The following is a 25,165-nucleotide window of genomic DNA, read 5'->3' on the forward strand; positions in this document are numbered from 1 at the left end:
TTAGAGGAGAAAATGCATGCCGAGCATTAGTCTTGTATTTCCAGCTTATAATGAAGAAGAGAATATAGTTCAGGCAGTGAAGCAGGCACAGAAGGTTCTCAGCAGGATTGCATCGCCTTGGGAAGTTATAGTTGTTAATGATGGTAGTAAGGACAAAACAGGAGAGATTATTAATAAACTCTCTAAAAACGACAGCCATGTAAAACCGATTCATCATCCGACTAATTTCGGTTATGGGGCAGCGTTAAAGTCTGGAATCACTGCGGCCAGATATGATTATGTATTTTTTTGTGATTCTGACCTGCAGTTTGATCTGAAGGAGCTGCCTACTTTTTTAAAACTTATCAGTGATTGCGACATTGTTATAGGCTACCGTGCAAAACGTCAGGACCCATTTCATAGAAAATTTAATGCATGGGGCTGGAAGATGTTAATCAGGCTTGTGCTTGGGTTGAAGGTTAAAGATCTTGACTGTGCCTTCAAGCTATTCAGGAGAGAAGTTTTTGACACGATCAAGATTGATGCGGTAGGTGCTATGGTAAATACAGATATACTTGTACAGTCTCAGAGGTATGGGTTTGAAATGAAACAACATCCTGTGACACATTATCCCCGTTTAAATGGAAAACAGACAGGTGCCAATATCAAGGTGGTAATGAAGGCATTCCGTGAATTATGTTCTTTGTATAAAAAATTAAAAGATATCAAACCTGTTGAAGTGCTTGAGTATAAGTTAACAAGAATGGAGGGTGCAAGATTTAGCAGCGCAAATAGAAGAAAAATCGACAGGAAAGTTGCTGGTTAGCATTTCTCCTTCAAATTCAGTAGAATGGACACAGGTGATCAGTTATCACCAGATAAATCATTAAAACAGCGAAAAAAATATAGGGGGGCGTAATATGAAAAAGAAAAAGATTTTATTGTTTAGTATATTTGTTTTATTAGTTTCATTGTGGTCTGTTGATAGTCATGCAGTTACAAGACGTGTAGGCAGCCTTGAATTTACCTGCAATGGACCTTGTGCGCCGGTTGGAATGGTTATCTTGAATCACTTAGATACACTAAGGCCATCTATAAACTTCCCTTTATCATCAGGTTCTACAGGAGTCGGTGAATTTACAACTCCTTGGGGAATAGTTATTCAAGGAAGTGTTATTATTGGCGACACACTAATTAATATAACTAACACAGATAATCTGCTGCCTCTTAGTATAAATGTAAAATTGTATGATAAAGATGGGGTTATTGGTACTGGTTGCAGTAAAACTCTTAATATCGGTGCAAATAAAACGATCTTACTCGCTACAAGGACTTGGATGTCAACATGTCCGTTAGTTATTCCTTAGTTTAGTAATAATATTATGCGGCAAATGACCTAAACTATGCGGTATGGTTTCCATGAGATGTATTTAGTAAGGAAAATACAGTGGATTAAATGTGTGTTTAATCTATAAAATAACAAGCAGATGTTTGCTAAGGTTTTACATATTAATTATTGTTGCAGGTATATCTTTTGCTCATTCGGCAGAAGGGGCAACAAGCAATAGTAATGTTTTTCTAAAAACTAACAATAACTTATACACTGTTAAGGCAACAGATGTATCACTTTTAAAACTCCTCCAGGAAATTACAACACAAACCGGGATAAAGGTATATGGGGATACAAGCCTTTCATCTGAAATTATTACAGTAGATATTAGTGATGCTGCAATTGATGACCTTTTAAAGAAGATATTAGATAAATACAATTTTGCCTTTGTATTCTCATCAAAAGACATAGTTAATGGCAATTCAAACCCAGTCAGACTAAAAGAGGCATGGATATTCTCAAATGATAAAAAAGGGGGTGGAGGCGCCCCTTTCAGAGAGATTGCTTCCAGACAAGAGACATATACTTACCAGCCTCCAAAAGAAGTTTCAGATAGACCTAATGACACGGTTTTTAACCAGAATCTAAAGTTAAGAGAAATTCAGAATGTTAATAATCAGGACCCTGCGAGTATTCCGGCTCTATTAAATTTACTTAAAGATCCCAATCAGTCTGTCCGGCTTGCAGCTATGGACACACTCAGCAATTTTGGGCCTCTGATCCCGGTGGATCAATTGGTAAATATAGCATTTAATCATGAAGACCCTCAGATGAGGATTGCAGTATTGGGAATGGGTATAGACATACCGAATGAGGCTATTGTAGAACATGTTCTTCATGACCCATCTCCGCAGGTAAGGCTTGAGGCCCTTCAGATACTTGGCGGTAGTGAGAACATTGAAGAGGTGGCAAGGCATGCACTGAATGACCCTGACCCGTCTGTCCAGGATGCAGCAAGAGAGATATTAAGAGGTATTTCCGAAGAAAATTCCGCACCTCCCCAAGAGGAAGAGGATTTGAATATCACAGATGGTATGGATGAAGAGCATTAATCAAATCCCCACTACCCACCTTTTCTAAATGGGGAGCGTCTCCCGTGTTACTCATTCCTCATAAACCATCAACCATCAACCGTCTTAAACCGTAACCGTTCACAGTTATCAGTTTACGGTTCACGGTTTTTCAACGAGTTATGTAACGCTTGGAGCATTTTTGAAATTGACTTCAATTCTTGAATGAGTTCTTTCGCATCACTATTAGAAAATACCTCTTACTTTTATATTTTTCTTAACCCTTAACTGTAAACTGTCAACTGTGAACGGTTACCTTAAACCTTTCTTGCTTTTTAAACCCTATCCATTTAAAATCATGCTTTAAAATAATCTGGGTCTATCAGTATATGAAATTTCCCTCCACACTTTTACAAAAGTCTGTTATTGCTATCCTGATAATACTGCTTCCTGTAGTCGTCAGCTTTGTCTTTGACTATTACAAGAACAAAGAGAATCTTAAGGAAGGTATACTGCGGGAGATGACGGTAATAGCAGAAGGTGTTGAAGGGCAGGTGTATAACTTCCTTGAGATGTCGAGGAGAAGGGCTTATGACTTCTCTACTGACGGATACATAAGAGACTCGTTACTTAAAATAAAGAAGGGCGACAAGGATGCACGATTTGCATTGAACCGTCACCTTCTTTTATATAAGAAACCTGTTGATGAAACTTTAAGCCGGATAAATATTATTTCAACTGATGGAAAGATTGTTGCGGCAACTGATTTTTCCTCTATGGGGCTTGATGTATCAAATGAGGAATACTTCATAAAAGGAAGAGAAGGTTTAAATATTTCTGAGAATTTTCATGTCTCCAATGGCCTTCCTGAACTTGCAGTAACTGCACCTATTAAGAGCAATATTAATAATGGGACCATTGGCATCCTGGTTAATTTTATTACTTTATCAGAACTTAATGATGTCCTTTCCGGAGAGTTAAGCAGAAAATTCGGTGCCATATCATCAACACTTGGAAGACACAAGACAATGGAAATCTATCTTGCAAACAAAGATAGGTACATGATAACAGAGTCAAGGTTTATAAAAGACGCAGTATTAAAACAAAAGGTTAATTCTCTTCCTATTGAATTATGTTTGAATTCAAATAAGGAGTTTACAGGCTTCTATAAAGACTACCGCGGGATAGAGGTTGCCGGTGCATCCATGTGCGTGCCTAAGTTGAAGTGGGTTTTATTAATTGAGACTGATACAAGCGAGACCTTTGCACCACTTTCAATTATGCGTAAAAGTGCCATTACCAGCGGAGGGGTTGTTGTTAGCATAATACTCATGGTTCTGTTATATATCTTTAAAAAATTTGTAATTCCTCTTCGAAAGGTATACACAGCAGCGGAAGACATTGCACAAGGGAACTACGATATTCGGATTCCTGTGGTTACAAGTGATGAAATAGGTATTGTTTCTTCTTCCATCAACAGGATGGCAAGGGATATAAAAGAGCGGACTAAATTACTTGAAGAAAATGAGGGGCAGATCAGGGTAATCATAGATAATTCCACTGCGGTTATATATCTTAAGGACAGGGAGGGTAGGTACATACTTATAAATAAAAGATATGAAGAGCTGTTTCATATAACAAAGGAATATATTAAAGGAAAAACAGATTTTGACATATTCCCTGAAGATATTGCATCTGCATTTAAAGCGAATGATGTCGAGGTCTTGAATGTCAAACAGCCGCTTCAGTTTGAAGAGATAGCCCCACACGATGATGGGCTTCATTACTACTTATCTATTAAAGTGCCAATATTTGATTCTTATGGATTCCCTTATGGAACTTGCGGTATCTCTACAGATATAACTGAACGTAAGCTTATGGAAAATGAGATCAATCTTCTCAAAAACATTTCTATTTCAATCGGAAAATCAGAAGACTTCGATTCTGCCCTCAGGGAGGTACTCGCAAGGGTATGCGAGTTTACAGGGTGGGTCTTTGGTGAGGTTTGGTTCCCAAATCAAGAAGGGACCTTATTGGAATACGGTTCCATCTGTTACGGAAAAGACAACAGGTTGAAAAGTTTCTGTGATGCAAGTAAACAGTATACTTTTTCAAAGGGGACAGGACTGCCGGGACGTGTCTGGTTAACGAACAAACCGGAATGGATCAGGGATGTAACCATAAATAACACTGGGTTTCTAAGACCGGACCTCGCTTTAAAGGCCGGTATTAAAGCAAGCCTCGGCGTTCCGATTATAGCCGGTGAAGATGTCCTCGCTGTCATTGTATTCTTTGTGTCCAATGTACGGGAAGAGGACAGACAGCTTATCAGTATAATCTGGGCTGTTGCATCTCAGCTTGGTCCTATTTTCCAGCGTAAGCATACAGAGGATTTACGTTCAGAATTACAGCAGAGGTATGAAGGGCTTGTGAACAGCCTTGATGTTGGGGTTTACAGACATACGCTTGACGGCCGGTTCACAGAGGTAAATCAGGGGGCAATCAGACTGGCAGAGGCGGAATCTGAAGATGAGCTTTTAATCCATAATGCAGAAGAATTAGTCTACAATAAAAAAACTTATGCAGAGCTTATAGAAAAATTATCACAGAAAGGTTTTATTAAAAATCTTGAAGTTGAGTGTATAACATTAAAAGGCAGGAGATTCTGGGCATCTATCTCAGCAGTCTTAAAAAAGGATGAAAATGGGATAACCTTTATTGATGGACTTATAGAAGACATTACACTAAATAAGAGCCTTGAAGAACAGCTTATACAGGCCCAAAAGACTGAGGCTATTGGACGGCTCGCCGGTGGTATTGCACATGACTTTAATAATATACTTACCGCAATAATAGGTTATGGCACCATCCTGCGAATGAAGCGTGGAGATGATGAACTGTTGAACAAGAATATCAGCAATATACTTACTCTCTGTGAAAGGGCAGCTAACCTGACTCAGGGACTCCTCACCTTCAGCAGAAGACAATATATGAATGTAGGTATTTATAATCTGAATGAGATTGTTAAGAGCTCAGAAAAGATGTTATCAAGAATTATTGGTGAGGATATTACTATAAACTCAATACTGCATGAAAAAGAACTTATGGTGAAGGCTGATTTTGCACAGATAGAGCAGGTACTCTTAAACCTTGCCACAAATTCTATAGATGCCATGCCTGCAGGCGGGACATTAACTATCAGGACAAGTCTCACAGCCCTTGATGACAAATATATAGAGAAACACGGATATGGTGAGTCAGGAGATTATGCATCAATATTGTTTTCTGACACTGGAACCGGCGTAAGCGAAGATGTTATGCAGAAGATGTTTGACCCTTTTTATACAACAAAAGAGGTAGGTAAGGGGACAGGGCTTGGGTTATCCATAGTATCCGGCATAGTTAAACAGCATAATGGTTTTATTGATGTAAATAGTGTGCCGGGTACAGGAACGACATTCAGTATATATATTCCCATTACAAAGTTGTTAACTGAGAAAAAAGGATTTTCTGAGGTAATGATTCAAAAAGGGAAAAAGATGCTAATACTCCTCGCAGAGGATGAGGAGGAGGTAAGAAAGGTAACTGCAAATGCACTGAGGGAATTCGGTTATACAGTGATTGAGGCAGTTGACGGAGAAGATGCATTAATTAAGTTTATGGAAAACAAAGATTCTATTCATCTGTTATTTTTTGATATTGTTATGCCGCACAAGGGTGGTCTGGATGCTTATGAAGAGATAATTAAGTCAAGGCCTGAATTAAAGGCTATATTTACAAGCGGGTATACATTAGAGATGGATAATATGAACAAAATCCATGAATATGGTTGTGACTTTATCCCTAAACCTATCTCGCCAACACTCCTTTATAAGAAGGTCAGTGATGCATTGAATTCAATAACATCGCAGATTAAGGAATAACCTTAGCCTCATATTTCCCCTCCCCTTGCGGGAGGGGATTAAGGGGAGGGTTAGGGTGGGGATGGGGTTATTTTCGGAACATAATTAACTCATTCCATCTGTTGACGCTCATTGAGCAATTGTGTTAGTATGTAGCAATTTTAAAGGGGCCATAATAGGGGCCAAAATTGGGGAACAACATGAAAATGAGCGGGGCAGAGATACTTATAGAGTCGTTAAAAAAGGAAGGCGTTGATACTGTATTTGGAATGCCCGGCGGAGTTGTCCTGCAGATATTTGATGTCCTTTATAACGAAAAGAATCTCAAATTTATATTAACACGCCATGAACAGGGCGCGGCCCATGCGGCTGATGGTTATGCACGCGCAAAGGGGAAACCAGGGGTCGCCCTTGTTACATCAGGGCCCGGTGCAACGAATACAGTTACCGGTATTGCCAATGCCCACATGGATTCTATTCCGCTTATAGTTATTACAGGTCAGGTTGCAACAAGGATGATCGGTAATGATGCATTCCAGGAGGCGGATATTGTCGGAATAACAAGGCCGTGCACAAAATATAATTTTCTTGTAAAGAGTGTTGATGAGCTTGCAAAGACGATTAAAGAGGCATTTTATATTGCAAGTACAGGCCGGCCCGGTCCTGTACTTATTGATTTACCAAAAGATATTTCAGGTGCAAGGACTGATTTCGAGTATCCTGAAAAGGTCTCAATGCGGAGTTATAATCCGACTTATTACGGTAATAAATGGCAGATTAAGCAGGCAGCTCAGGCAATCCTGAGGGCAAAACGGCCGGTAATATATGCCGGCGGCGGCGTTATCCTCTCAAATGCATCTGGAGAGCTGAAAGAACTTGCAGAGTTAAACAGGATACCTGTTACCCTCACGCTAATGGGGCTTGGCGGGTTTCCGGGTACGCATCCTCTGTTTCTTGGAATGCTTGGGATGCATGGTACTTATGCGGCAAACATGAGTGTGCATGATGCAGACCTTGTTATTGCCATAGGGTCACGGTTTGATGACCGTGTTACCGGCAAGGTAAGCGAGTTTGCGCCAAAGGCTAAGTTTATTCATATAGACATTGACCCCACAAACATAAGAAAGAATATCCATGTTGATATTCCTATTGTTGGTGATGTGAGAAATGTCCTTGTGGAATTAAATAAGGAGCTTAAGACACTGGAAGAAAACCGGAACCAGTTAATAAGGGAAAGAGATCCGTGGTATTCACAGATAAAAGAATGGGAGAAGGGGCACCCGCTTTCATATAAAAAGAGTAATAAGGTGATAAAACCACAGTACGTTATAGAAAAGATATATGAGCTTTCAGGCGGTGATGCAATTGTGGCATCAGATGTGGGACAACATCAGATGTGGGTAGCCCAGTTTTTCAAATATGACAGACCGAGGACATCCATTACTTCAGGCGGGTTGGGGACAATGGGATTCGGTCTTCCTGCTGCTATTGGCGCACAGTTTGCGTGTCCGGATAAACTTGTATTCAATGTTGCAGGGGACGGCAGTTTCCAGATGAATGTTCAGGAACTCGCAACTATTGCTGTAAACAAATTACCAATAAAGATAGTTATCATAAATAATGGTTCTCTTGGAATGGTGAGGCAGTGGCAGGAGTTATTCTTTAATCAGCATTATTCAGGCAGCATTATAAAAGATATGCCGGACTATGTAAAACTTGCTGAGGCATACAGTATTAAAGGCTTGAGGGCAACTAATCCATCGGAAGTAGAAGGGATAATTAAAGAGGCGATTAACACAGATGGGCCTGTGCTGATGGATTTCATAGTAGACCCCGGAGAAAACGTATTTCCAATGGTACCGGCGGGCGCAGCGAACTCAGAGATGATCTTCGGAGAATCTGCAAAGAGTGTAAAAGACAAGACAGCGGCTAAGAAAGAGAAGAAAAACTCGGTGCTGCCGGCATGACAAACAGTAAGCAGGTAGCAGGAAGCAGTAAAAAAAAGAATTCCCTCCCCTTCAAGGGGAGGGTTAGGGTGGGGATGGGGTTTATTCTTCGATGAATCAGGAGACACAATTCTTATGCAGCATATAATAAGCATTTTAGTAGAAAATAAATTCGGTGTGCTTTCAAGGGTGGCTGGGCTGTTCAGCGGCAGGGGGTTTAATATCGAGAGTATATCAGTCGGCACGACACTTGATTCTTCTACATCTCAGATTACAGTTGTGACTATGGGTGATGATCGGATCATAGAGCAGATAATCAAGCACCTGAATAAGCTGATTGATGTTATAAAGGTCATTGACCTTTCTGAGAAGGATTATATTGTAAGGGAGGCAGCACTGATCAAGATACACACAAGCAGGCCGGAGGACAGGAGCGAGGCATTAAGGATTACAGAAATATTCAGGGCAAGGGTCGTTGATTCTACACCATCAACATATACTGTTGAGATTACGGGTGATGAGAATAAGATAGAGGCAATCATAAACCTGCTCCGCCCACTCGGCATAAAAGAGATCGTCAGGACAGGAAAGATAGCAATAGCAAGGGAAGACATGAAACAGACCGCCATGCAGGAGTTGAAGAAGGTAAGAGCGTAATAGGGATGAGCATAGAGCAGAAGTAAGAAGCAAGAAATTAGAAGTAAGAAGATTGTACTGATAATAAACACTAAGGGGGAATGAATGAATATTTTTTATGACAAGGATATTGAATTAAAGCATATTACGGATAAGAAGGTTGCTATTATCGGATATGGGAGTCAGGGGCATGCACATTCAAATAACCTGAGGGATTCCGGTGTTGATGTTGTAATCGGTTTACGGAGGGGCAGTTCGTGGAAAAAGGCTGAGTCTGCCGGTTTCGAGGTTCTCTCAGTTGCAGAGGCGGTCAGGCTTGCTGATGTTGTGATGATACTTGTGCCTGATGAGTTACAGGGTGACCTTTACAGGGAGGAGATAGGCCCTAATCTGAAGAAAGGTGCATACCTTTGTTTTGCTCACGGATTTAATATCCACTTCGGGCAGATTGTCCCGGATGCCTCAATAAATGTATTTATGGCGGCGCCGAAAGGACCGGGTCATCTGGTAAGGCATGAGTATACAAAGGGGAGCGGTGTACCTGCACTGATTGCTGTTCATCAGGACCCGTCAAAGAAGACAAAAGATGTTGCACTTGCTTATGCATCCGCCATTGGCGGCGGCAGGGCAGGGATTATTGAAACAAACTTCAGGGAAGAGACAGAGACGGATTTATTCGGTGAACAGGCTGTTCTTTGCGGCGGTGCGACTGCACTGATTATGGCAGGATACGAGACACTCACTGAGGCAGGGTATTCGCCTGAGATGGCATATTTCGAGTGCCTGCATGAGCTGAAACTTATAGTTGACCTGATTTATCAGGGCGGTATATCCAACATGAGGTATTCAATAAGCAACACCGCACAGTACGGGGATTTAACCCGCGGGCCTAGGGTCGTAAATGCTGAGACCAAGAAAGAGATGAAACGGATACTTGAAGAAATACAGAGCGGACACTTTGCAAAGGAATGGATGCTGGAAAACAAGGCCAACAAGCCTGTGTTCAATGCCCTTACAAAGCGAGGACAGGGGCATCCTATTGAAAAAGTAGGTGCAAACCTACGTTCCATGATGTCATGGCTATCAAAGGATAAACTGGTGGATAAGGATAAGAACTAACGGATAACGCAAAAAGCCCCCCCTCCCCTTAATCCCCTCCCGCAAGGGGAGGGGAGACATAAGAGAGATTCCTTACCCTGGGGGGAGCGGGTACATAGAATATGCTCAAGGGAGAGGGTACTAAGTTTATCCCCCCTCCCTTGACGGGAGGGGGTTAGGGGGAGGGTGAGCTATGGTGATTTTCGGATGAACTCCCATGAGCGGGGCGATCACAAAGGGCAATGAAAACCCCACCCTCACCCTAACCCTCTCCCTGAGGGAGAGGGGGCTACGTTGATTCCCTCCCCTTCAAGGGGAGGGGTAGGGTGGGGATGGGGTTGATTTTCGGATGAACTCACATGAACCAGGGTTCACGAATGGCAATGAAAATCAACGGGACAAGAATGTCCCGCCTATCCTCATAGATATGGATAGGCGGGGTTTTCTTACCCCGCCGGAAGGATTTTCGAGTGAGTTCAATCAGGAGGATGAAAACAATAAATGGATCGTAACAGTGCCCCGTTAGCAGCAGAAGGGGTGCCTTTTGTAATTATTTCCGGGGTTATATCCATTTTGCTCTTTCTTCCGGGATGGTTGATACCCGGCATTATTTCTTCTCTGCTTTTTCTTTTTATAGTATGGTTTTTCCGTAATCCTCAGCGGAGTATTCCGACCGGGAAAAATTTGGTTGTCTCTCCTGCGGACGGTAAGATCATTGTAATAAAGAAAGGCGAAGTTGACCGTGTTCTGAAAAAGAAGATGGTGAAGATAAGCATATTCATGAATGTCTTTAATGTCCATGTGAACAGGATACCGTGCAAAGGAAAGATAGTTGATATACTCTACAATCCCGGGAAATTTGTATCTGCCAATTTAGATAAGGCATCCCTTGAGAATGAGCAGAATGCCGTTGTAATGGAGACTGAGAAAGGGGAGAAGGTACTTTTTATACAGATAGCAGGATTGATTGCAAGGAGGATCGTCTGCCGTCTCAAAACCGGTCAACGTGTTGAAAGGGGAGAGCGGTTCGGATTAATAAGGTTCGGGTCAAGGGTGGATGTGTATCTGCCTGAGACTGCTGATATTAAGGTATCAATAGGACAAAAGGTGAAAGGAGGCGAGAGTATTCTCGCGGCACTGAAATAATGGAAAATACTAATCCCCAAAATCCCCAAAATCAAAAGATAGGTGTGTTTATCATACCAAGCCTGCTTACTTTGGCAAACCTGTTTTGCGGTTTCTATGCAATTATAGGGATTCAGAAGTCCGACTACACGCTTGCTGCATGGGCCATTCTCTTAGGGATGTTGTTTGACAGCTTTGACGGCAAGATAGCGAGACTTACAAATTCAACCAGCCGTTTCGGTATTGAGCTTGATTCCCTTGCTGACCTTGTTTCATTCGGCGTTGCGCCCGGTCTGTTGATTTATTCATGGGCATTAAACGGTTACGGCAAGATAGGATGGCTTGCAGTGTTCCTGTTTGTAGCATGCGGGGCTATCAGGCTTGCAAGGTTCAATACACAGGCAACAAGTTCTGCAAGCAATTATTTTACGGGATTACCAATTCCAGCGGCAGCCGGTCTCATAGCTACCACAGTTATTTTTGATAGCCATATACTTGAGATGGGTAACGAGGTAAGGCCGATTGTAGTGCTTCTTATGACTTACATCCTTGCATACCTTATGGTGAGCACAATAGGGTACCGGAGTTTCAAAAATGTTCACCTTGGAGAAAAGAAGTCTGTGTCTGCCCTTGTTGCAGCAGTTCTTGTAATTATTATTATAATTGCAGAACCGCAGATAATGCTGTTTGTAATCTTTGCTTTATATGCATCATTAGGGCCTTCAGAGAGGGTTCTTCTGCCGTTGATAAAGGCTATTCGTCATAAGGTGCATCATAAGGGGGAAGGGAAAGTTGCGTAGAATTAAGATATTTGATACCACACTGAGAGACGGGGAACAGTGTCCCGGCGCCAGTATGAATAAGGAGGAAAAGCTTACAGTTGCAAGACAACTGGCCAGGCTTAATGTAGATATAATTGAGGCAGGTTTTCCAATTGCATCAGAAGATGATTTTGATGCGGTAAGACTCATTGCAGGGGATGTAAAAGGGCCTGTGATTGCAGGGCTTGCAAGGGCGAGAAAAGAAGATATAGAGCGTGCGGCCGAGGCGGTAAAGATTGCTGAACGTTCAAGGATACATACATTTATTGCAACATCTGAGATACATATACAACAGAAACTTAGGATGAGCCGTGAGGAGGTTATCGAAGCCGCTGTTGCTGCGGTCAGACTTGCGAGACAGTTTACAGATGATGTGGAATTTTCTGCAGAGGACGCCTCAAGGAGTGATATAGATTTTCTGTGCAGGGTGGTGGAAGCGGCCATTAATGCAGGTGCATCCACTATAAATATACCGGATACTGTCGGCTATGCACTCCCTGATGAGTTTGGTGAATTAATCGGCAGTATAATGAACAGAGTTCCCAATGTTGATAAGGCGGTGATAAGTGTTCATTGCCATAATGATCTGGGGCTTGCAGTTGCAAATTCCTTATCCGCTGTCCTTGCAGGGGCAGGTCAGGTGGAGTGTACTATAAATGGTATTGGAGAGAGGGCCGGCAATGCCTCTATGGAAGAGGTTGTTATGGCCTTAAAGACGAGGGGACAATATTTTAGTGCGGACACCGGTATTACTACGCAGGAGATTTATAAATCAAGCAGACTTGTGAGCACAATAACCGGCATGGTTGTTCAGCCGAATAAGGCGATCGTCGGGGCTAATGCCTTTGCCCATGAGTCCGGAATCCATCAGGACGGGCTGTTGAAAGATAAAAGGACCTATGAGATAATGACGCCTGAATCTGTTGGAATATCTGAGCACAAATTAGTGCTTGGAAAACATTCAGGCAGGCACGCATTCAAGAATAAACTCGTGGAGATGGGATACAACATCTCAGAGGATGAGATAAACAAGGCGTTTGAACGATTCAAGAAGCTTGCTGACCAGAAGAAAGAGGTCTTTGAGGAAGATTTGGACGCAATTGTAACTGAGGAGGTTTACCGGATACCTGAGAGATTTGTATTGAAAAATTTACATGTGGAAAGCGGCAGTAATGTAACCCCTGCGGCAATGGTTGAACTTGAGATAGACGGCAGGAGTGTTACGAACAAATCGTCCGGAGACGGGCCGGTAGACGCCACCTACAGGACTATAAAAGAGATGGTAAAGACAAACAGCATCCTGTTGTCTTATGAAGTCAAAGCTATAACAGGCGGGACAGACGCACTCGGCGAAGTTACAGTAAGACTTGAAGAAAATGGAAGAACAGTAGTCGGCCAGGGTGCAGACACAGATATTATAATAGCCAGTGCAAAGGCATATCTGAATGGACTGAACAGGATGGAGAGCAGGAAAAAGCAGTGAATCGTGATTAGTGAATGGTGAATAGTAAAGGCCCCCTCACCCGGAGCCTCTCCCTGAGGGGGAGGGGGCTACGTTGATTCCCTCCCCTTCAAGGGGAGGGGTAGGGTGGGGATGGGGTTGATTTTCGGATGAACTGTCATGAAACGGAGGTTTCACAAAGGAGGATGAAAACCACCCCCCCAATCCCCCCCTTGTTAAGGGGGGGAAAGTTCCTTTGGTGCTCAATGGCCAACGGCAATCCCCCCCTTTGTTCAAGGGGGGGCATGGGGGGGTCATTTTCGGATGAACCCACATGAACCAGGGTTCACAAAGGGACATGAAAATCAGCGGGACAAGAAAGTCCCGCCTATCCTCGTAGAGATGGATAGGCGGGGTTTTCTTACCCCGCCGGAAGGGATTTTCGGATGAATGCAAATGAGGTTAAACTATGCCAATGACTTTAACAGAAAAAATATTAGCGAGACATGCACACAGAGACAGTGTAAAACCCGGAGATAATGTATGGGTTGATGTAGATGTCCTTATGACCCATGATGTCTGCGGCCCGGGCACGATAGAGATTTTTAGACGTGAATTCGGGGCAGGGGCAAAGGTTTGGGATCGTGAACGGGTTGTAATTATCCCTGACCACTACATTTTTACGGAAGATGTTTATGCAAGAAGAAATATAGATATCCTGCGTGAGTTTGCAATAGAACAGGGGATTAAAAACTTCTATGACGTGGGTTCTCCTAATTATAAGGGAGTTTGTCATGTAGCCCTATCAGAGGAAGGGCATACAAGACCCGGTGAAGTCCTGTTCGGTACTGACTCTCACACATGCACGGCAGGTGCATTCGGTGAATTTGCAACAGGCATAGGAAATACTGATGCCGCCTTTATCCTTGGAACCGGTAAGCTCTGGGTTAAGGTGCCTCCGACAATGAGATTTGTGTTTGAAGGAGAGATACCGCCGTATCTGATGGCAAAGGATTTGATACTCCATATTATCGGCGATATTGGTGTGGATGGAGCAACTTATAAGGCAATGGAATTTGCAGGAGAGGGGATTTCAGGACTCTCAGTAGAAGAACGTATGACGATCTGCAATATGGCCATCGAGGCAGGTGGAAAGAACGGGATAATTGCACCTGATGACAAGGCTGTTGCCTTTGTGAAGCAGAGGACAAAAATACCTTTTCAGCCGCTTTATGGAGATGCTAATGCAGTTTATGAATCTGTAAAGGTTTATAAGATGAAAGACCTTGAACCTGTTGTTGCAAAACCCCATTCACCTGATAACAAGGCCCTTGTTAGAGAGGTAAAAGGTACCAGGGTTGACAGGTGTTATATCGGTTCCTGTACCGGAGGGAAGTTAGAGGACTTCATGGCTGCTGCAAGGATATTTAAGAGGAACAATGCAAAAGTGGAGACATATATAGTACCATCAACCACAGAGGTCGAAAGGCGTTTAAAAGAGGAAAAGATTGATGGAGAAACCCTCTATTCTATCTTCCAGAGGGCGGGAGTAAAGATTTCTGATAATGCATCCTGTGCCGCATGTCTCGGCGGACCGCCGGACACCTTTGGACGGCTCAGCGGGGATGAGGTATGTATCTCTACAACCAACAGAAATTTCCCCGGCAGAATGGGTTCAAAAGGTTCTCAGGTATACCTTGCATCACCACTGACAGTAGCAGCATCAGCAGTCAGGGGTGTGATAACAGACCCGCGGGAGTTTGTGTGAAAATAACCTCTTAGATTTCCCTCCCCCTTGAGGGGGGAGGGGCAGGGTGGGGGTGAGCTATGGAGATAATCAGATGAACTCCCATGAAACAGGGTTTTACAAAGGGGCATGAAAATCAGCGGGACAAGAATGTCCCGCCTATCCTCAATTTACACATGGATAGGCGGGGTTTTCTTACCCCGCCGGAGGAATTTTTCGAATGAAAGATATTATCAGGGGTAAAGCCTACGTTCTATGCAATGACATTGATACTGACCAGATTATTCCGGCACAGCATCTTGTGTACAGCCTGAGTGACCATGAAGAGAGGAAGATGTACGGACGGTTTGCATTATCAAGCGTCCCGGATTCTCTGGCCGGTCTGCCTGATGGACATATCAGGTTTGTTAAAGATGATACCTTTAAATCAGAGTTTAATATAATTATAGCCGGTAAGAATTTCGGATGCGGCTCATCGCGTGAACATGCACCGATTGCTTTGAACATAGCAGGGGTCGAGGCAGTTGTTGCTGAATCTTATGCAAGGATTCATTACAGAAACGTTGTTGACGGCGGTTTCTTTATCCCCTTTGAAATAAATCAGCATATTTATAAGGAAGCAAAAACAGGGGATGACATTGAAATTGATGTAAAGAAAGGCATCCTTAAAAACCTTTCACAGGACAAGGAATATAAACTTCAGCCATTGGGTGATGTAGAAGCAATACTGCGGGCCGGTAGTATATTTGAGTATGCCAGGCAAGAGGGGATGCTGAAGTAAGAAGATTGATGCTATAGGCAAGAATTAAGAAGTAAGAAGCAAGAAGATAGAGACACAAGTTAGAGAAAAAAAGATACCCACCCTCACCCGGACCCTCTCCCTGAGGGAGAGGGTGCTTAGATTATTCCCTCCCCTTCAAGGGGAGGGTTAGGGTGGGGATGGGGTTATTTTCAGGAGATAATTCACAATGACTACTACTTACAAGATAGCGGTTTTTCCGGGTGATGGGATTGGGAGGGAGATTGTTCCTCAGGCGGTCAGGGTTCTAAAGGCCATCAGTAATAAGTATAATATTAATCTTGAATTGCAGGAGGCATTGGTCGGGGGCAGTGCGATTGATGCGTACGGGATACCTCTGCCGGAGGAGTCGCTGAATATTGCACTTCACAGCGATGCAGTATTGCTTGGTGCTGTAGGGGGGCCAAAATGGGAGGGGTTAGATTATTCCATCAGGCCTGAAAGGGCATTGCTTGGACTAAGGGAGAAGCTCGGATTATTTGCGAATCTGAGACCGGCAAGGCTCTTCTCATCTCTTGCTGATGCTTCTACACTAAAGAGGTCAGTAATAGACGGTATTGATATAGTAGTTATAAGAGAATTAACCGGCGGGATATACTTTGGTAAGCCGAGGGGTATAGAAAAGATTGATGGAGAGGAAAGGGGTATAAATACAGAGGTATATACAACCCATGAAATTGAACGTATTGCAAGGCTTGGCTTCCAGGTTGCAAAAAGCAGGCGCGGTAAATTATGCTCTGTTGATAAGGCAAATGTACTGGAGTCTTCAGAGCTTTGGAGAAGGGTGGTAATCGGCATACACAAGGAATATGAAGAGGTGGAGTTGTCTCATATATATGTAGATAATTGTGCCATGCAGTTGATAAGGAATCCACGGCAATTCGATGTCATATTAACCAGCAATATGTTCGGCGATATCCTGAGTGATGAGGCGGCTATGCTTACAGGGTCAATCGGTATGCTTCCATCTGCAAGTATCGGCGGTGAGACAGGGATGTACGAACCTATTCATGGGAGCGCCCCGGATATTGCCGGTCAGGACAAGGCAAATCCAATTGCCACAATACTCTCAGTGGGGATGATGTTGAAATATTCATTCGGCCTGGACATTGCTTATGAGGAGATTGAGTCTGCTGTTAACAGGGTTCTGGAAAAAGGCTATCGTACTGCAGACATATATTCTGAGGGGGCGCAGGATACCCGGCTTGTCGGCACAATTGAGATGACAGATATTATTCTAAATGAACTTACGTAATCCTCTGGAATCCTTGTACAATAAAAAACAACTTTTTATTTCAGTTGTAAGTATTCTTATACTACTTGTATCTGTTGTTACAGGCTGTGCAACTGTTGAGGTGAATGAGAGCAATGATGGTCCATATATAGTATCTACTTATCCTTCCTCAGGTGATTTTAATATATCAAGACTTACAGACATTAGTATAAGATTCAGTGAGTCAATGGACACAGAAACCCAGGCTGAATTCAGGATGTTATTAAGCGGTTCAAAGGTGGATGGTGAGACGAGGTGGATGGATTCAAATACCATGCTTGCATTCAGGCCGTACAAGCCTCTTGAGGCAAACAGCCTGTATCAGTGCATTTTAGGGATAGGGAAGTCTAAGGAAGGTAAGGGGCTAAGAGGGGCGCCGTATATATGGATGTTCAGCACCGGGAACTGACAAGTGCAGTGTGCGGAATGAGCAAAACCCCACCCTCACCTTAATCCTCTCCCTGAGGGAGAGGAAATTTCCCACCCATTTAAGGGGGAAGTTAGTGTGCCATGCTTAAATTCCCTCCCCTTCAAGGGGAGGGTTAGGGTGGGGATGGGGTTATATAGTAAGAACAAGTTAGCCGGAGGTTATTAATGCTAAAAAAAGATAAATATACTGTGGCGGTTGTCGGGGCTACCGGTGCGGTGGGGAAGGAGATGATTCAGGTTCTGGAGGAGAGGCGGTTTCCGGTTGGGAAACTCAGGCTGTTTGCCTCTATGAGATCTGCAGGGGATTCCCTTTCATATAGGGACGAAGACCATAGGGTGGAACTGCTTCAGGATAATTCATTTGAGGGTGTGGATATTGCATTATTTTCTGCAGGGGAAAAGATTAGTCTTGAGTTTGCACCAAAGGCAGTGGAGAGCGGGGCAATTGTTATTGATAATAGTTCTGCCTTCCGTATGACACCTGAAGTGCCTTTAGTTGTTCCTGAGGTTAATCCTGATGCAGTTAAACAACATAAAGGCATAATAGCGAACCCCAACTGTTCAACCATTCAAATGGTGGTTGCCTTAAAACCTTTGCATGAAAAGGCAACAATAAAAAGGGTTGTTGTCACCACATTTCAATCTGTATCAGGAAAAGGGAAAGAGGCGATGGATGAACTATTTGAACAGACAAAGGCGATCGTGAGTTTTCAGGATCCTGTAATTGAAGTCTTCCCCTATCAGATTGCATTCAACTGTCTTCCGCACATAGATGTATTTCTTGACAACGGCTATACAAAGGAAGAGATGAAGATGGTCAATGAGACAAAGAAGATATTGGAAGATGACAGCATAAGGGTTACAGCAACAACGGTCCGTGTGCCGGTATACATTTGTCATTCAGAGGCCGTAAATGTTGAGACAGAAGAAAAGATAACTGCAAATGAGGCAAGGGCATTATTGTCCGAAACACCAGGAATAATTGTCTTCGATGACCCACAGAAAAATATTTACCCGGTACCTCTTGAAGTATCAGGAAAAGACGAGGTATACGTCGGCAGAATACGAGAAGATGAATCAATAGAGAACGGATTAAACCTCTGGGTCGTTGCGGACAACCTGAGAAAAGGCGCCGCCACAAATGCGGTTCAGATTGCCGAATTGTTGATAAAACCATGATGAGTTACAGCTTACAAATGATGATAAATATAAAGCCCCCTCACCCGGTGCCCCCCCCGCCTGCCTCCCCCCGCAAAGGAGGGGGGAGGAATTTGGTAGGAATTTAATTGCAGCTCTCCCGCCAGGGGAGAGGGAGGCTAACGTTTATTCCCCCTCCCTTGACGGGAGGGGGTTAGGGGGAGGGTGAGCTACGAAGATTTTCAGGAGAACTAATGAACAGAATATACCTTGACCATGCAGCGACTACTCCAATAAGGCCGGAAGTTATTGAGGCTATGCAGCCTTATTTCAGCAATTTCTTTGGGAATCCATCGAGCCTCCATTATTTCGGGAAGGAGACTGCAAATGCTATTAAAGACGCAAGAGAGAAGATTGCGGCAATAATAGGGGCGCGTTGGGATGAGATTGTCTTTGTAAGCGGCGGGACAGAATCGGACAATCTTGCCATATTCGGTACCGCCTTTGCGAACAGGGATAAGGGAAGGCATATAATAACATCATGTATTGAACATCATGCTGTTCTTGAACCATGTCGCTTCCTTGAGAGGGAGGGATGGAAGGTCACGTATCTTCCGGTAGACAGATATGGGATGGTAAATCCTGAAGATGTAAAAGATGCAATTACTGATGAGACATTTTTAATCTCAATTATGCATGCTAATAATGAAATAGGCACTATTCAGCCTATGAAGGAGATAGGGGCAATTGCAAAGGAGAGGGGTGTCATATTTCATTCAGATGCTGTTCAGACGTTTTCCCATATTCATGTAAATGTTGACGAACTTAATGTAGACCTGCTTTCTTTCTCCGGTCATAAATTCTATGGTCCTAAAGGTATCGGTGGTCTTTATGTAAGAAAAGGTACTGCAATATCTCCTCATATACATGGGGGGTATCAGGAGTTTAAACTCAGGGCCGGTACAGAAAATGTTGCAGGGATTGTAGGTGTTGCAAAGGCAGTACAGCTTGCATCTCTTGAGATGGTTGCACAGACCGCTTATGTAATGTCCCTGAGGGACAGGCTTGTTGAGTCCATTCTTGAGATAGATGGTATTAAACTTAACGGGCATCCAGGGAACAGGCTCCCCAATAATATAAATATTACTGTTGATTTTGTTGACGGAGAGGCAATGCTGATAAACCTTGATTTCAAAGGTATTGCAGTATCCACAGGCTCTTCATGCAGGTCTGCGATTAAAGGGCCGTCACATGTGTTAACCGCTATCGGCAGGACGTATGAAGAGGCGAGGAGCGCCGTTAGAATCACACTCGGTAAGGATAACACTGAAAAAGAGATTGTCTACTTTATTGAGGTTTTTAAAGATATTTTAACTAACCTGAGAAAGATGTCGCCGGTGTATCAAAAGCAGTGAATAGTGAACAGTGAACAGTGAATAGTTAACTACTCAACAGAACAACCAGTGAGAAGCAAGAATAGCATGTAATACCTCCAACTTACACATCCCTTAAGGTCATCCCTATCCAGCCAGGGGAGAGGGTGTTAAGTTTATTCCCCCTCCCTTGACGGGAGGGGGTTAGGGGGAGGGTGAGCTATGGATATTTTCACATGACATATACATTATCAGATTTTGATTATACATTTGATCCTTCACTCATAGCACAGTATCCACTGCCTGAACGGGATAGCTCAAGGCTATTGGTTTTAGATAGAAAGCACAATAGGATTGAACACAGGAGGTTCTACGAAATAGGTGAGTATCTGAGAGAAGGTGATATGCTCATTGTGAATAATACCCGTGTAATCCCTTGCAGGCTTATCGGTAAGAAAGAGCATACCGGCGGGATGACCGAACTTCTGCTGATAAAAAGGATTGAAGAAGATGTTTGGGAAGTAATGTTAAAGGGAAGAGCAAAGAAAGGTAATAAGATCATTTTCTCTTCCTCATTAAATTGTGATGTGCAGGACCGTAGAGATGCCCGTAAAGATGAATATACAATCGTTAAGTTTAATTATTACGGTGACTGGGATACAATACTTTCAGAAACCGCTAACATACCCATTCCCCCTTATATAAGGAGGAAACCGGTTGAAGGAGATAAGGAATGGTATCAGACGGTTTTCGCCTTATATAAAGGTTCTATTGCAGCGCCGACTGCCGGGCTGCATTTTACAGAAAAATTGCTGTTTGATTTAAAATCAAAAGGTATTATAATAGCCGCTGTTACGCTGCATGTCGGTGTAGGGACATTTAAACCTGTTAATGTTGAAAGTATTGATGATCATAAAATGCATCCTGAATATTTTGATGTCAGTAAAGAGCTTGCTGATACCATAAGAAGGGTTAAAGCAAACGGTGGAAGGATAATTGCCGTCGGCACTACATCAGTCCGTGCATTGGAACATGCGGCAATAAGCGGAGAGGTAATGGCCGGAAAAGGTGAAACCGGCATATTTATTCATCCCGGATTTAAATTTAATGTTATAGATGCAATGGTAACCAACTTTCACCTTCCTAAATCAACCCTTTTAATGCTTGTAATGGCATTAGCAGGGAGGGAAGGTATATTAACTGCATATTCAGAGGCAGTCTCATTGCGTTACCGTTTTTATAGTTATGGTGACGCAATGTTGATTTTATAAGAAGAAAGGCAATATTGAGAAATTTCAGAAATAGTGGAACAAGGTTCGGGAAAAGGGACAGCGGTTTTAATCCAAGATATTTGTTTTTTTTAATAATTGCTGCGGCAATAATTGTGACTATTGCGGTGACTGTTTCAAAAGTAAAGACAAAGACCCTTGCTTCTGATATTACCCCGGGAAAGATACTTCTAAAAGAGATTGGACAGACAAGGAAGGCTCCACACACTGAAGATAACAGCGGAGTTAAGCCATTAGATGGTCAGGCAGATGGTCAGGTTAATAATGATAAGAAAGAGGGAGAAACGACGCCGGATTCTTTTACCTTCTATAAATCCCTGAACGGCAGGGAAGGTAAGATTATTCCTTTGAGCGGCGCTGTTGAAAAGGCTGAAAAAGAGAAAAAGGGTGAAGATGCAGAGGTAAAGACTATTCAGCCGGAAAAGATTTTGCAGGTAGAAGAGAAGATAGATAAAAATATTGAGAAGATTGTAAAAAAAGAAAATATTTTTTCAGTTCAAATAGCTGCATTCAGCAGTGAGTCAACAGCAAGCGATATTATCAACAGGCTGAAACAATTCGGTCATTCCCCTTATCTTGTAAGAGAAGAGGATAAGAATGGAAAGAAATTAATAAAGGTTCGAGTCGGAAGATTCGCTTCAATGACAGAAGCCCAGTCAGTAGCAAATGCATTGAAGAAAGATGGATATGATACGTATGTAATAAAGAATTAAGTAGACCCCGCCTTATCTTCAAAATATCAATAAAACCAAAAAAATATTGTAAAGAAACACCCACTAAAAAATAAAATAAATTAAAGTCTTTATTTGTGGCATTCGTCTTATTCGTGAGAAAACCAGCGGGACAAGAAAGTCCCGCCTATCCTAAGTAGAAATGGATAGGCGGGGTTTTCTTACCCCGCCGTAGGTAACCCATTATATTCGGAGGTGATTTATGCTTGCACGGGTCTTCAGTAGTCTGTTATTCGGCATGGATGCATCAGTAGTGGAAGTAGAAGTTGATATGGTATTCGGTCTCCCGTTGTTTACTATTGTCGGTCTTCCTGATACTGCTGTCAGGGAGAGTAAAGAGCGGGTCAGGGCAGCATTACGCAATGCGGGTTTTAAATTTCCTACCAAGAAAATAACCGTAAACCTTGCACCTGCCAACATAAAAAAGGAAGGCGCCCTCTATGACCTGCCTGTAGCTGTTGCAATCTTGTGTGCTGAAGAGATTATTGATGTAAACAAGGTTAAAGATTTTATGCTGATAGGTGAGCTTTCATTAGATGGCCGCATAAAACCGGTGAGGGGTGCATTATCAATTGCGATATTGGCAAAGGATAAAGGATTTAAGGGTTTGTTGATCCCGGAGAGTAATGCAGCAGAGGCCGGCCTGATCAAGGATATAAATATTTACGGTGTCGAATCCCTGTCACAGGTTATCAGTTTTTTTAATAACAGCATTAATCTGAATTCCAGCAGAACAGATGTTGAGAAATTCTTTTCAGAGCCGGATATTAATGCAGAAGATTTATCTGATGTAAAGGGGCAGGATTATGCAAAAAGGGCATTGGAGGTTGCTGCAGCAGGCGGTCATAATATTCTTATGATCGGCCCTCCAGGTTCCGGTAAGACCATGCTTGCAAAAAGGTTCACCACTATCCTTCCTCAAATGAGATTTGACGAGGTCATTGAGACGACAAAATTATACAGCCTTACCGGCAGTCTGAATAGTAAAATGCCCTTACTTGCTGTAAGGCCTTTCAGGGTTCCTCATCACACGATCTCTTATGCAGGGATGGTCGGCGGAGGTCACATCCCAAGACCTGGTGAGATAAGTCTTGCACACAATGGCGTCTTATTTATTGATGAACTCCCAGAGTTCAGGAGAGATGTTTTGGAGGTATTAAGACAGCCTGTTGAAAATGGATATATTACAGTAACAAGGTCTGCAGGTTCAGTGACGTATCCATCCAGATTTATTTTAGTATGTGCAATGAATCCATGCCCCTGCGGCCATTTTATGGATTATGGAAAGGAATGTAAATGTACTGCCCTTCAGATCCGGAGATACCGCAGTAAAGTTTCCGGTCCTCTCTTGGACAGGATTGACATGCACATCAGCCTCCCCCCTGTTTCTCTAAGAGAAATAATGTCATCAAGGTCAGGTGAGCCGTCAGTTAATGTAAGAAACAGGGTAGATAAGGTACGGGATGTACAGTTAAAAAGGTATTATAATGAGAAGGGTGTTTCCTCTAATGCGGAAATGAAAGGGCATCATGTTGATAAATTTTGCAGGATTAACAAGGCAGGGATGGAGATACTTGAGACTGCAATAAGCAGGCTCGGGTTGAGTGCAAGGGCTTATGATAAGGTCTTAAAGGTCTCAAGGACAATAGCAGACCTTGATTCAAGGGAAGAGATAATGCCTCAGGATATTTCAGAGGCTATCGGTTACAGGGCATTAGACAGAGGATTGGATGGTATATAAATTGCATTATTTTCCACTGGGTTATTTAATATCCTTGACAAATTGACTCAAGGTTATTAACATTGTATACGTTTTTTAAATCTTAACAACAGGAACAAAAAAGAGGAGGAACAGATGAGAAAGAAACAGATTAAAAGACTATTACTGGCAGGCATAATGACAGCTTGTGTTGCAGGTGTTACCATGAGCGGTAATTCTTTTGCAGCAGAAGGGACAAATGCCGCAGAAGAAAATCAGGCAATCATGATACTCGAATCAGTAAGGCAGAATTACCTTGCAAGTGTTAGGTTAGAGTCGCTCAAATCAAAGAACACATTACCATCAAAGAGCCACGCAGACAGCCCTGCTCAGGCATGGTTAAAGAGGGTAAAACCGAGTGAAGTTAATATGGTAACCAATAGATATACACAATCGGAACAGAGCGCAGTCCGGATGGAAGGTAAATTGTATTTTACCTCCGGCGATGCATACATTACTAATCTAAAGCAGAATCCATCAATCCGTTTTGCAAAAGACCCGATTTCAGGGCGGACAGTAGACAAGGCAGAGGCAGCGATATATATTGATGCATCCGGAAGGGCATTATATTTCAAGACAGATGATTCATTTAAAAACTTTATAGCCCTTGCTGATACTGGAACAGTGTTCGGGTATTCACAACCAAGGTAGAACTAACGAAAACAACCCCCATCCCCACCCTAACCCTCCCCTTGAAGGGCAGGGAAATTTCCTCTCCCTCAGGGAGAGGATTAAAGCTTGCCCCCGAAGTAGTTATCGGGGGGGTGAGGGTGGGGTTTTCTTTGCCCTTATATTAGAGGAGTGAAAATGGGTAACAATGTCTCCGACAAATTATCTATAATTGAAATCCTCGAAGAAGCCATCAAAAAAGAGCATGCATCCTGTGAGTTTTACAACAATGCTGCTTCTTCCGCTCTAAAACCTTCATCAAAAAAGATGTTCCATAAACTCGCAGAGATGGAGATGGGACATGCCAATGAACTTAAAAGGCACCTGTTAGATGTTGAGGCTCAGTTGCTCATTGACAAGGCTTTAACATCGAATTTCTGATAAACCCTCATGAGCGAGGCGCTCACAAAGGACAATGAAAACCCCACCCTCACCCTAACCCTCTCCCTGAGGGAGAGGGGGCTATGTTGATTCCCTCCCCTTCAAGGGGAGGGGTAGGGTGGGGATGGGGTTGATTTTTGGATGAACCGCCATGAGCCTTCGGCTCACAAAGGTACATGAAAATGAGGCCCCCTCACCCGGAGCCCCCCTCCTGCCTCCCCCCGCAAAGG

The 25,165-nt window shown here is 43.0% G+C and carries 22 protein-coding genes; all 22 read left to right on the forward strand.

The features are described from left to right. Positions 1-16 precede the first annotated feature (16 nt). The 22 genes from HZA08_01230 (at position 17) to HZA08_01335 (ending at position 24,935) form a co-directional block, all read left to right on the forward strand. Positions 17-805, forward strand: coding sequence for a glycosyltransferase family 2 protein (locus HZA08_01230; GenBank protein ID MBI5192045.1), 789 nt, complete (start codon positions 17-19; stop codon positions 803-805). Positions 806-899: 94 nt separating this feature from the next. Continuing rightward, the gene (locus HZA08_01235; GenBank protein MBI5192046.1) at positions 900-1,346 is read left to right on the forward strand and encodes a hypothetical protein; all 447 of its coding nucleotides are present in this window, start codon (positions 900-902) and stop codon (positions 1,344-1,346) included. 124 nt (positions 1,347-1,470) lie between these two features. Continuing rightward, positions 1,471-2,421 carry a HEAT repeat domain-containing protein gene (locus HZA08_01240; GenBank protein ID MBI5192047.1) on the forward strand — a complete coding sequence of 317 codons (951 nt, stop codon included), beginning with the start codon at positions 1,471-1,473 and terminating at the stop codon, positions 2,419-2,421. A 347-nt stretch (positions 2,422-2,768) separates the two neighbouring features. Next, a complete protein-coding gene (locus tag HZA08_01245) occupies positions 2,769-6,302 on the forward strand; it encodes a PAS domain-containing protein (protein MBI5192048.1) in 3,534 nt (1,177 codons plus the stop codon). Positions 6,303-6,481: 179 nt separating this feature from the next. After that, positions 6,482-8,248, forward strand: a complete 1,767-nt coding sequence (gene ilvB / locus HZA08_01250) for a biosynthetic-type acetolactate synthase large subunit (GenBank protein ID MBI5192049.1) — start codon at positions 6,482-6,484, stop codon at positions 8,246-8,248. Between the two features lie 114 nt (positions 8,249-8,362). Continuing rightward, complete coding sequence (gene ilvN / locus HZA08_01255; GenBank protein ID MBI5192050.1) at positions 8,363-8,884, forward strand: acetolactate synthase small subunit; 522 nt, start codon at positions 8,363-8,365, stop codon at positions 8,882-8,884. Between the two features lie 84 nt (positions 8,885-8,968). Further along, the gene (gene ilvC, locus HZA08_01260) at positions 8,969-9,982 is read left to right on the forward strand and encodes a ketol-acid reductoisomerase (GenBank protein ID MBI5192051.1); all 1,014 of its coding nucleotides are present in this window, start codon (positions 8,969-8,971) and stop codon (positions 9,980-9,982) included. A gap of 328 nt (positions 9,983-10,310) precedes the next feature. After that, complete coding sequence (locus tag HZA08_01265; protein ID MBI5192052.1) at positions 10,311-10,487, forward strand: hypothetical protein; 177 nt, start codon at positions 10,311-10,313, stop codon at positions 10,485-10,487. Beyond that, positions 10,463-11,107, forward strand: coding sequence for a phosphatidylserine decarboxylase family protein (locus HZA08_01270; GenBank protein MBI5192053.1), 645 nt, complete (start codon positions 10,463-10,465; stop codon positions 11,105-11,107). Before HZA08_01265 ends, HZA08_01270 begins: the two co-directional genes overlap by 25 nt. After that, on the forward strand, positions 11,107-11,886 hold the full coding sequence (pssA, locus tag HZA08_01275; protein ID MBI5192054.1) for a CDP-diacylglycerol--serine O-phosphatidyltransferase: 780 nt from the start codon (positions 11,107-11,109) through the stop codon (positions 11,884-11,886). The genes HZA08_01270 and pssA overlap by 1 nt, the downstream gene beginning before the upstream one ends. Beyond that, a complete protein-coding gene (locus HZA08_01280) occupies positions 11,879-13,390 on the forward strand; it encodes a 2-isopropylmalate synthase (GenBank protein ID MBI5192055.1) in 1,512 nt (503 codons plus the stop codon). The genes pssA and HZA08_01280 overlap by 8 nt, the downstream gene beginning before the upstream one ends. A gap of 427 nt (positions 13,391-13,817) precedes the next feature. Further along, a complete protein-coding gene (locus HZA08_01285) occupies positions 13,818-15,116 on the forward strand; it encodes a 3-isopropylmalate dehydratase large subunit (protein MBI5192056.1) in 1,299 nt (432 codons plus the stop codon). 199 nt (positions 15,117-15,315) lie between these two features. Further along, on the forward strand, positions 15,316-15,876 hold the full coding sequence (locus tag HZA08_01290) for a 3-isopropylmalate dehydratase (protein MBI5192057.1): 561 nt from the start codon (positions 15,316-15,318) through the stop codon (positions 15,874-15,876). Positions 15,877-16,063: 187 nt separating this feature from the next. Further along, positions 16,064-17,149: a 3-isopropylmalate dehydrogenase gene (gene leuB / locus HZA08_01295; protein MBI5192058.1), complete on the forward strand. Its 1,086-nt coding sequence runs from the start codon at positions 16,064-16,066 to the stop codon at positions 17,147-17,149. Beyond that, positions 17,136-17,576, forward strand: coding sequence for an Ig-like domain-containing protein (locus HZA08_01300; GenBank protein ID MBI5192059.1), 441 nt, complete (start codon positions 17,136-17,138; stop codon positions 17,574-17,576). Before leuB ends, HZA08_01300 begins: the two co-directional genes overlap by 14 nt. Positions 17,577-17,761: 185 nt before the next feature. Further along, positions 17,762-18,775, forward strand: a complete 1,014-nt coding sequence (locus HZA08_01305; GenBank protein MBI5192060.1) for an aspartate-semialdehyde dehydrogenase — start codon at positions 17,762-17,764, stop codon at positions 18,773-18,775. Positions 18,776-18,987: 212 nt separating this feature from the next. Then, complete coding sequence (locus HZA08_01310; GenBank protein ID MBI5192061.1) at positions 18,988-20,148, forward strand: cysteine desulfurase; 1,161 nt, start codon at positions 18,988-18,990, stop codon at positions 20,146-20,148. A 194-nt stretch (positions 20,149-20,342) separates the two neighbouring features. Continuing rightward, on the forward strand, positions 20,343-21,377 hold the full coding sequence (gene queA, locus HZA08_01315) for a tRNA preQ1(34) S-adenosylmethionine ribosyltransferase-isomerase QueA (GenBank protein ID MBI5192062.1): 1,035 nt from the start codon (positions 20,343-20,345) through the stop codon (positions 21,375-21,377). 14 nt (positions 21,378-21,391) lie between these two features. Beyond that, entirely contained in the window at positions 21,392-22,108 is a 717-nt protein-coding gene (locus HZA08_01320; protein ID MBI5192063.1) for an SPOR domain-containing protein, read from the forward strand. A 220-nt stretch (positions 22,109-22,328) separates the two neighbouring features. Continuing rightward, on the forward strand, positions 22,329-23,867 hold the full coding sequence (locus HZA08_01325; protein ID MBI5192064.1) for a YifB family Mg chelatase-like AAA ATPase: 1,539 nt from the start codon (positions 22,329-22,331) through the stop codon (positions 23,865-23,867). Between the two features lie 114 nt (positions 23,868-23,981). Next, complete coding sequence (locus HZA08_01330) at positions 23,982-24,536, forward strand: hypothetical protein (GenBank protein ID MBI5192065.1); 555 nt, start codon at positions 23,982-23,984, stop codon at positions 24,534-24,536. 156 nt (positions 24,537-24,692) lie between these two features. Next, positions 24,693-24,935 (forward strand): hypothetical protein, encoded by a 243-nt coding sequence (locus HZA08_01335; protein ID MBI5192066.1) that lies wholly within the window; start codon positions 24,693-24,695, stop codon positions 24,933-24,935. The last annotated feature ends 230 nt before the right edge of the window (positions 24,936-25,165 follow it).

This window comes from Nitrospirota bacterium, from assembly GCA_016212215.1.
In the GTDB taxonomy this organism is placed as follows: Bacteria; Nitrospirota; 9FT-COMBO-42-15; order HDB-SIOI813; family HDB-SIOI813; genus JACRGV01.

Excerpts from the sequence above, each read along its gene's own strand:
- ilvB (MBI5192049.1), top strand. The coding sequence starts at position 6,482 with ATGAAAATGAGCGGGGCAGAGATACTTATAGAGTCGTTAAAAAAGGAA.
- HZA08_01290 (MBI5192057.1), top strand. The coding sequence starts at position 15,316 with ATGAAAGATATTATCAGGGGTAAAGCCTACGTTCTATGCAATGACATT.
- HZA08_01300 (MBI5192059.1), top strand. The coding sequence starts at position 17,136 with ATGAACTTACGTAATCCTCTGGAATCCTTGTACAATAAAAAACAACTT.
- pssA (MBI5192054.1), top strand. The coding sequence starts at position 11,107 with ATGGAAAATACTAATCCCCAAAATCCCCAAAATCAAAAGATAGGTGTG.
- HZA08_01325 (MBI5192064.1), top strand. The coding sequence starts at position 22,329 with ATGCTTGCACGGGTCTTCAGTAGTCTGTTATTCGGCATGGATGCATCA.
- HZA08_01230 (MBI5192045.1), top strand. The coding sequence starts at position 17 with ATGCCGAGCATTAGTCTTGTATTTCCAGCTTATAATGAAGAAGAGAAT.
- HZA08_01235 (MBI5192046.1), top strand. The coding sequence starts at position 900 with ATGAAAAAGAAAAAGATTTTATTGTTTAGTATATTTGTTTTATTAGTT.
- HZA08_01285 (MBI5192056.1), top strand. The coding sequence starts at position 13,818 with ATGCCAATGACTTTAACAGAAAAAATATTAGCGAGACATGCACACAGA.
- HZA08_01310 (MBI5192061.1), top strand. The coding sequence starts at position 18,988 with ATGAACAGAATATACCTTGACCATGCAGCGACTACTCCAATAAGGCCG.
- HZA08_01335 (MBI5192066.1), top strand. The coding sequence starts at position 24,693 with ATGGGTAACAATGTCTCCGACAAATTATCTATAATTGAAATCCTCGAA.
- ilvC (MBI5192051.1), top strand. The coding sequence starts at position 8,969 with ATGAATATTTTTTATGACAAGGATATTGAATTAAAGCATATTACGGAT.
- HZA08_01270 (MBI5192053.1), top strand. The coding sequence starts at position 10,463 with ATGGATCGTAACAGTGCCCCGTTAGCAGCAGAAGGGGTGCCTTTTGTA.
- queA (MBI5192062.1), top strand. The coding sequence starts at position 20,343 with ATGACATATACATTATCAGATTTTGATTATACATTTGATCCTTCACTC.
- ilvN (MBI5192050.1), top strand. The coding sequence starts at position 8,363 with ATGCAGCATATAATAAGCATTTTAGTAGAAAATAAATTCGGTGTGCTT.
- HZA08_01305 (MBI5192060.1), top strand. The coding sequence starts at position 17,762 with ATGCTAAAAAAAGATAAATATACTGTGGCGGTTGTCGGGGCTACCGGT.
- leuB (MBI5192058.1), top strand. The coding sequence starts at position 16,064 with ATGACTACTACTTACAAGATAGCGGTTTTTCCGGGTGATGGGATTGGG.
- HZA08_01330 (MBI5192065.1), top strand. The coding sequence starts at position 23,982 with ATGAGAAAGAAACAGATTAAAAGACTATTACTGGCAGGCATAATGACA.
- HZA08_01245 (MBI5192048.1), top strand. The coding sequence starts at position 2,769 with ATGAAATTTCCCTCCACACTTTTACAAAAGTCTGTTATTGCTATCCTG.
- HZA08_01265 (MBI5192052.1), top strand. The coding sequence starts at position 10,311 with ATGAACTCACATGAACCAGGGTTCACGAATGGCAATGAAAATCAACGG.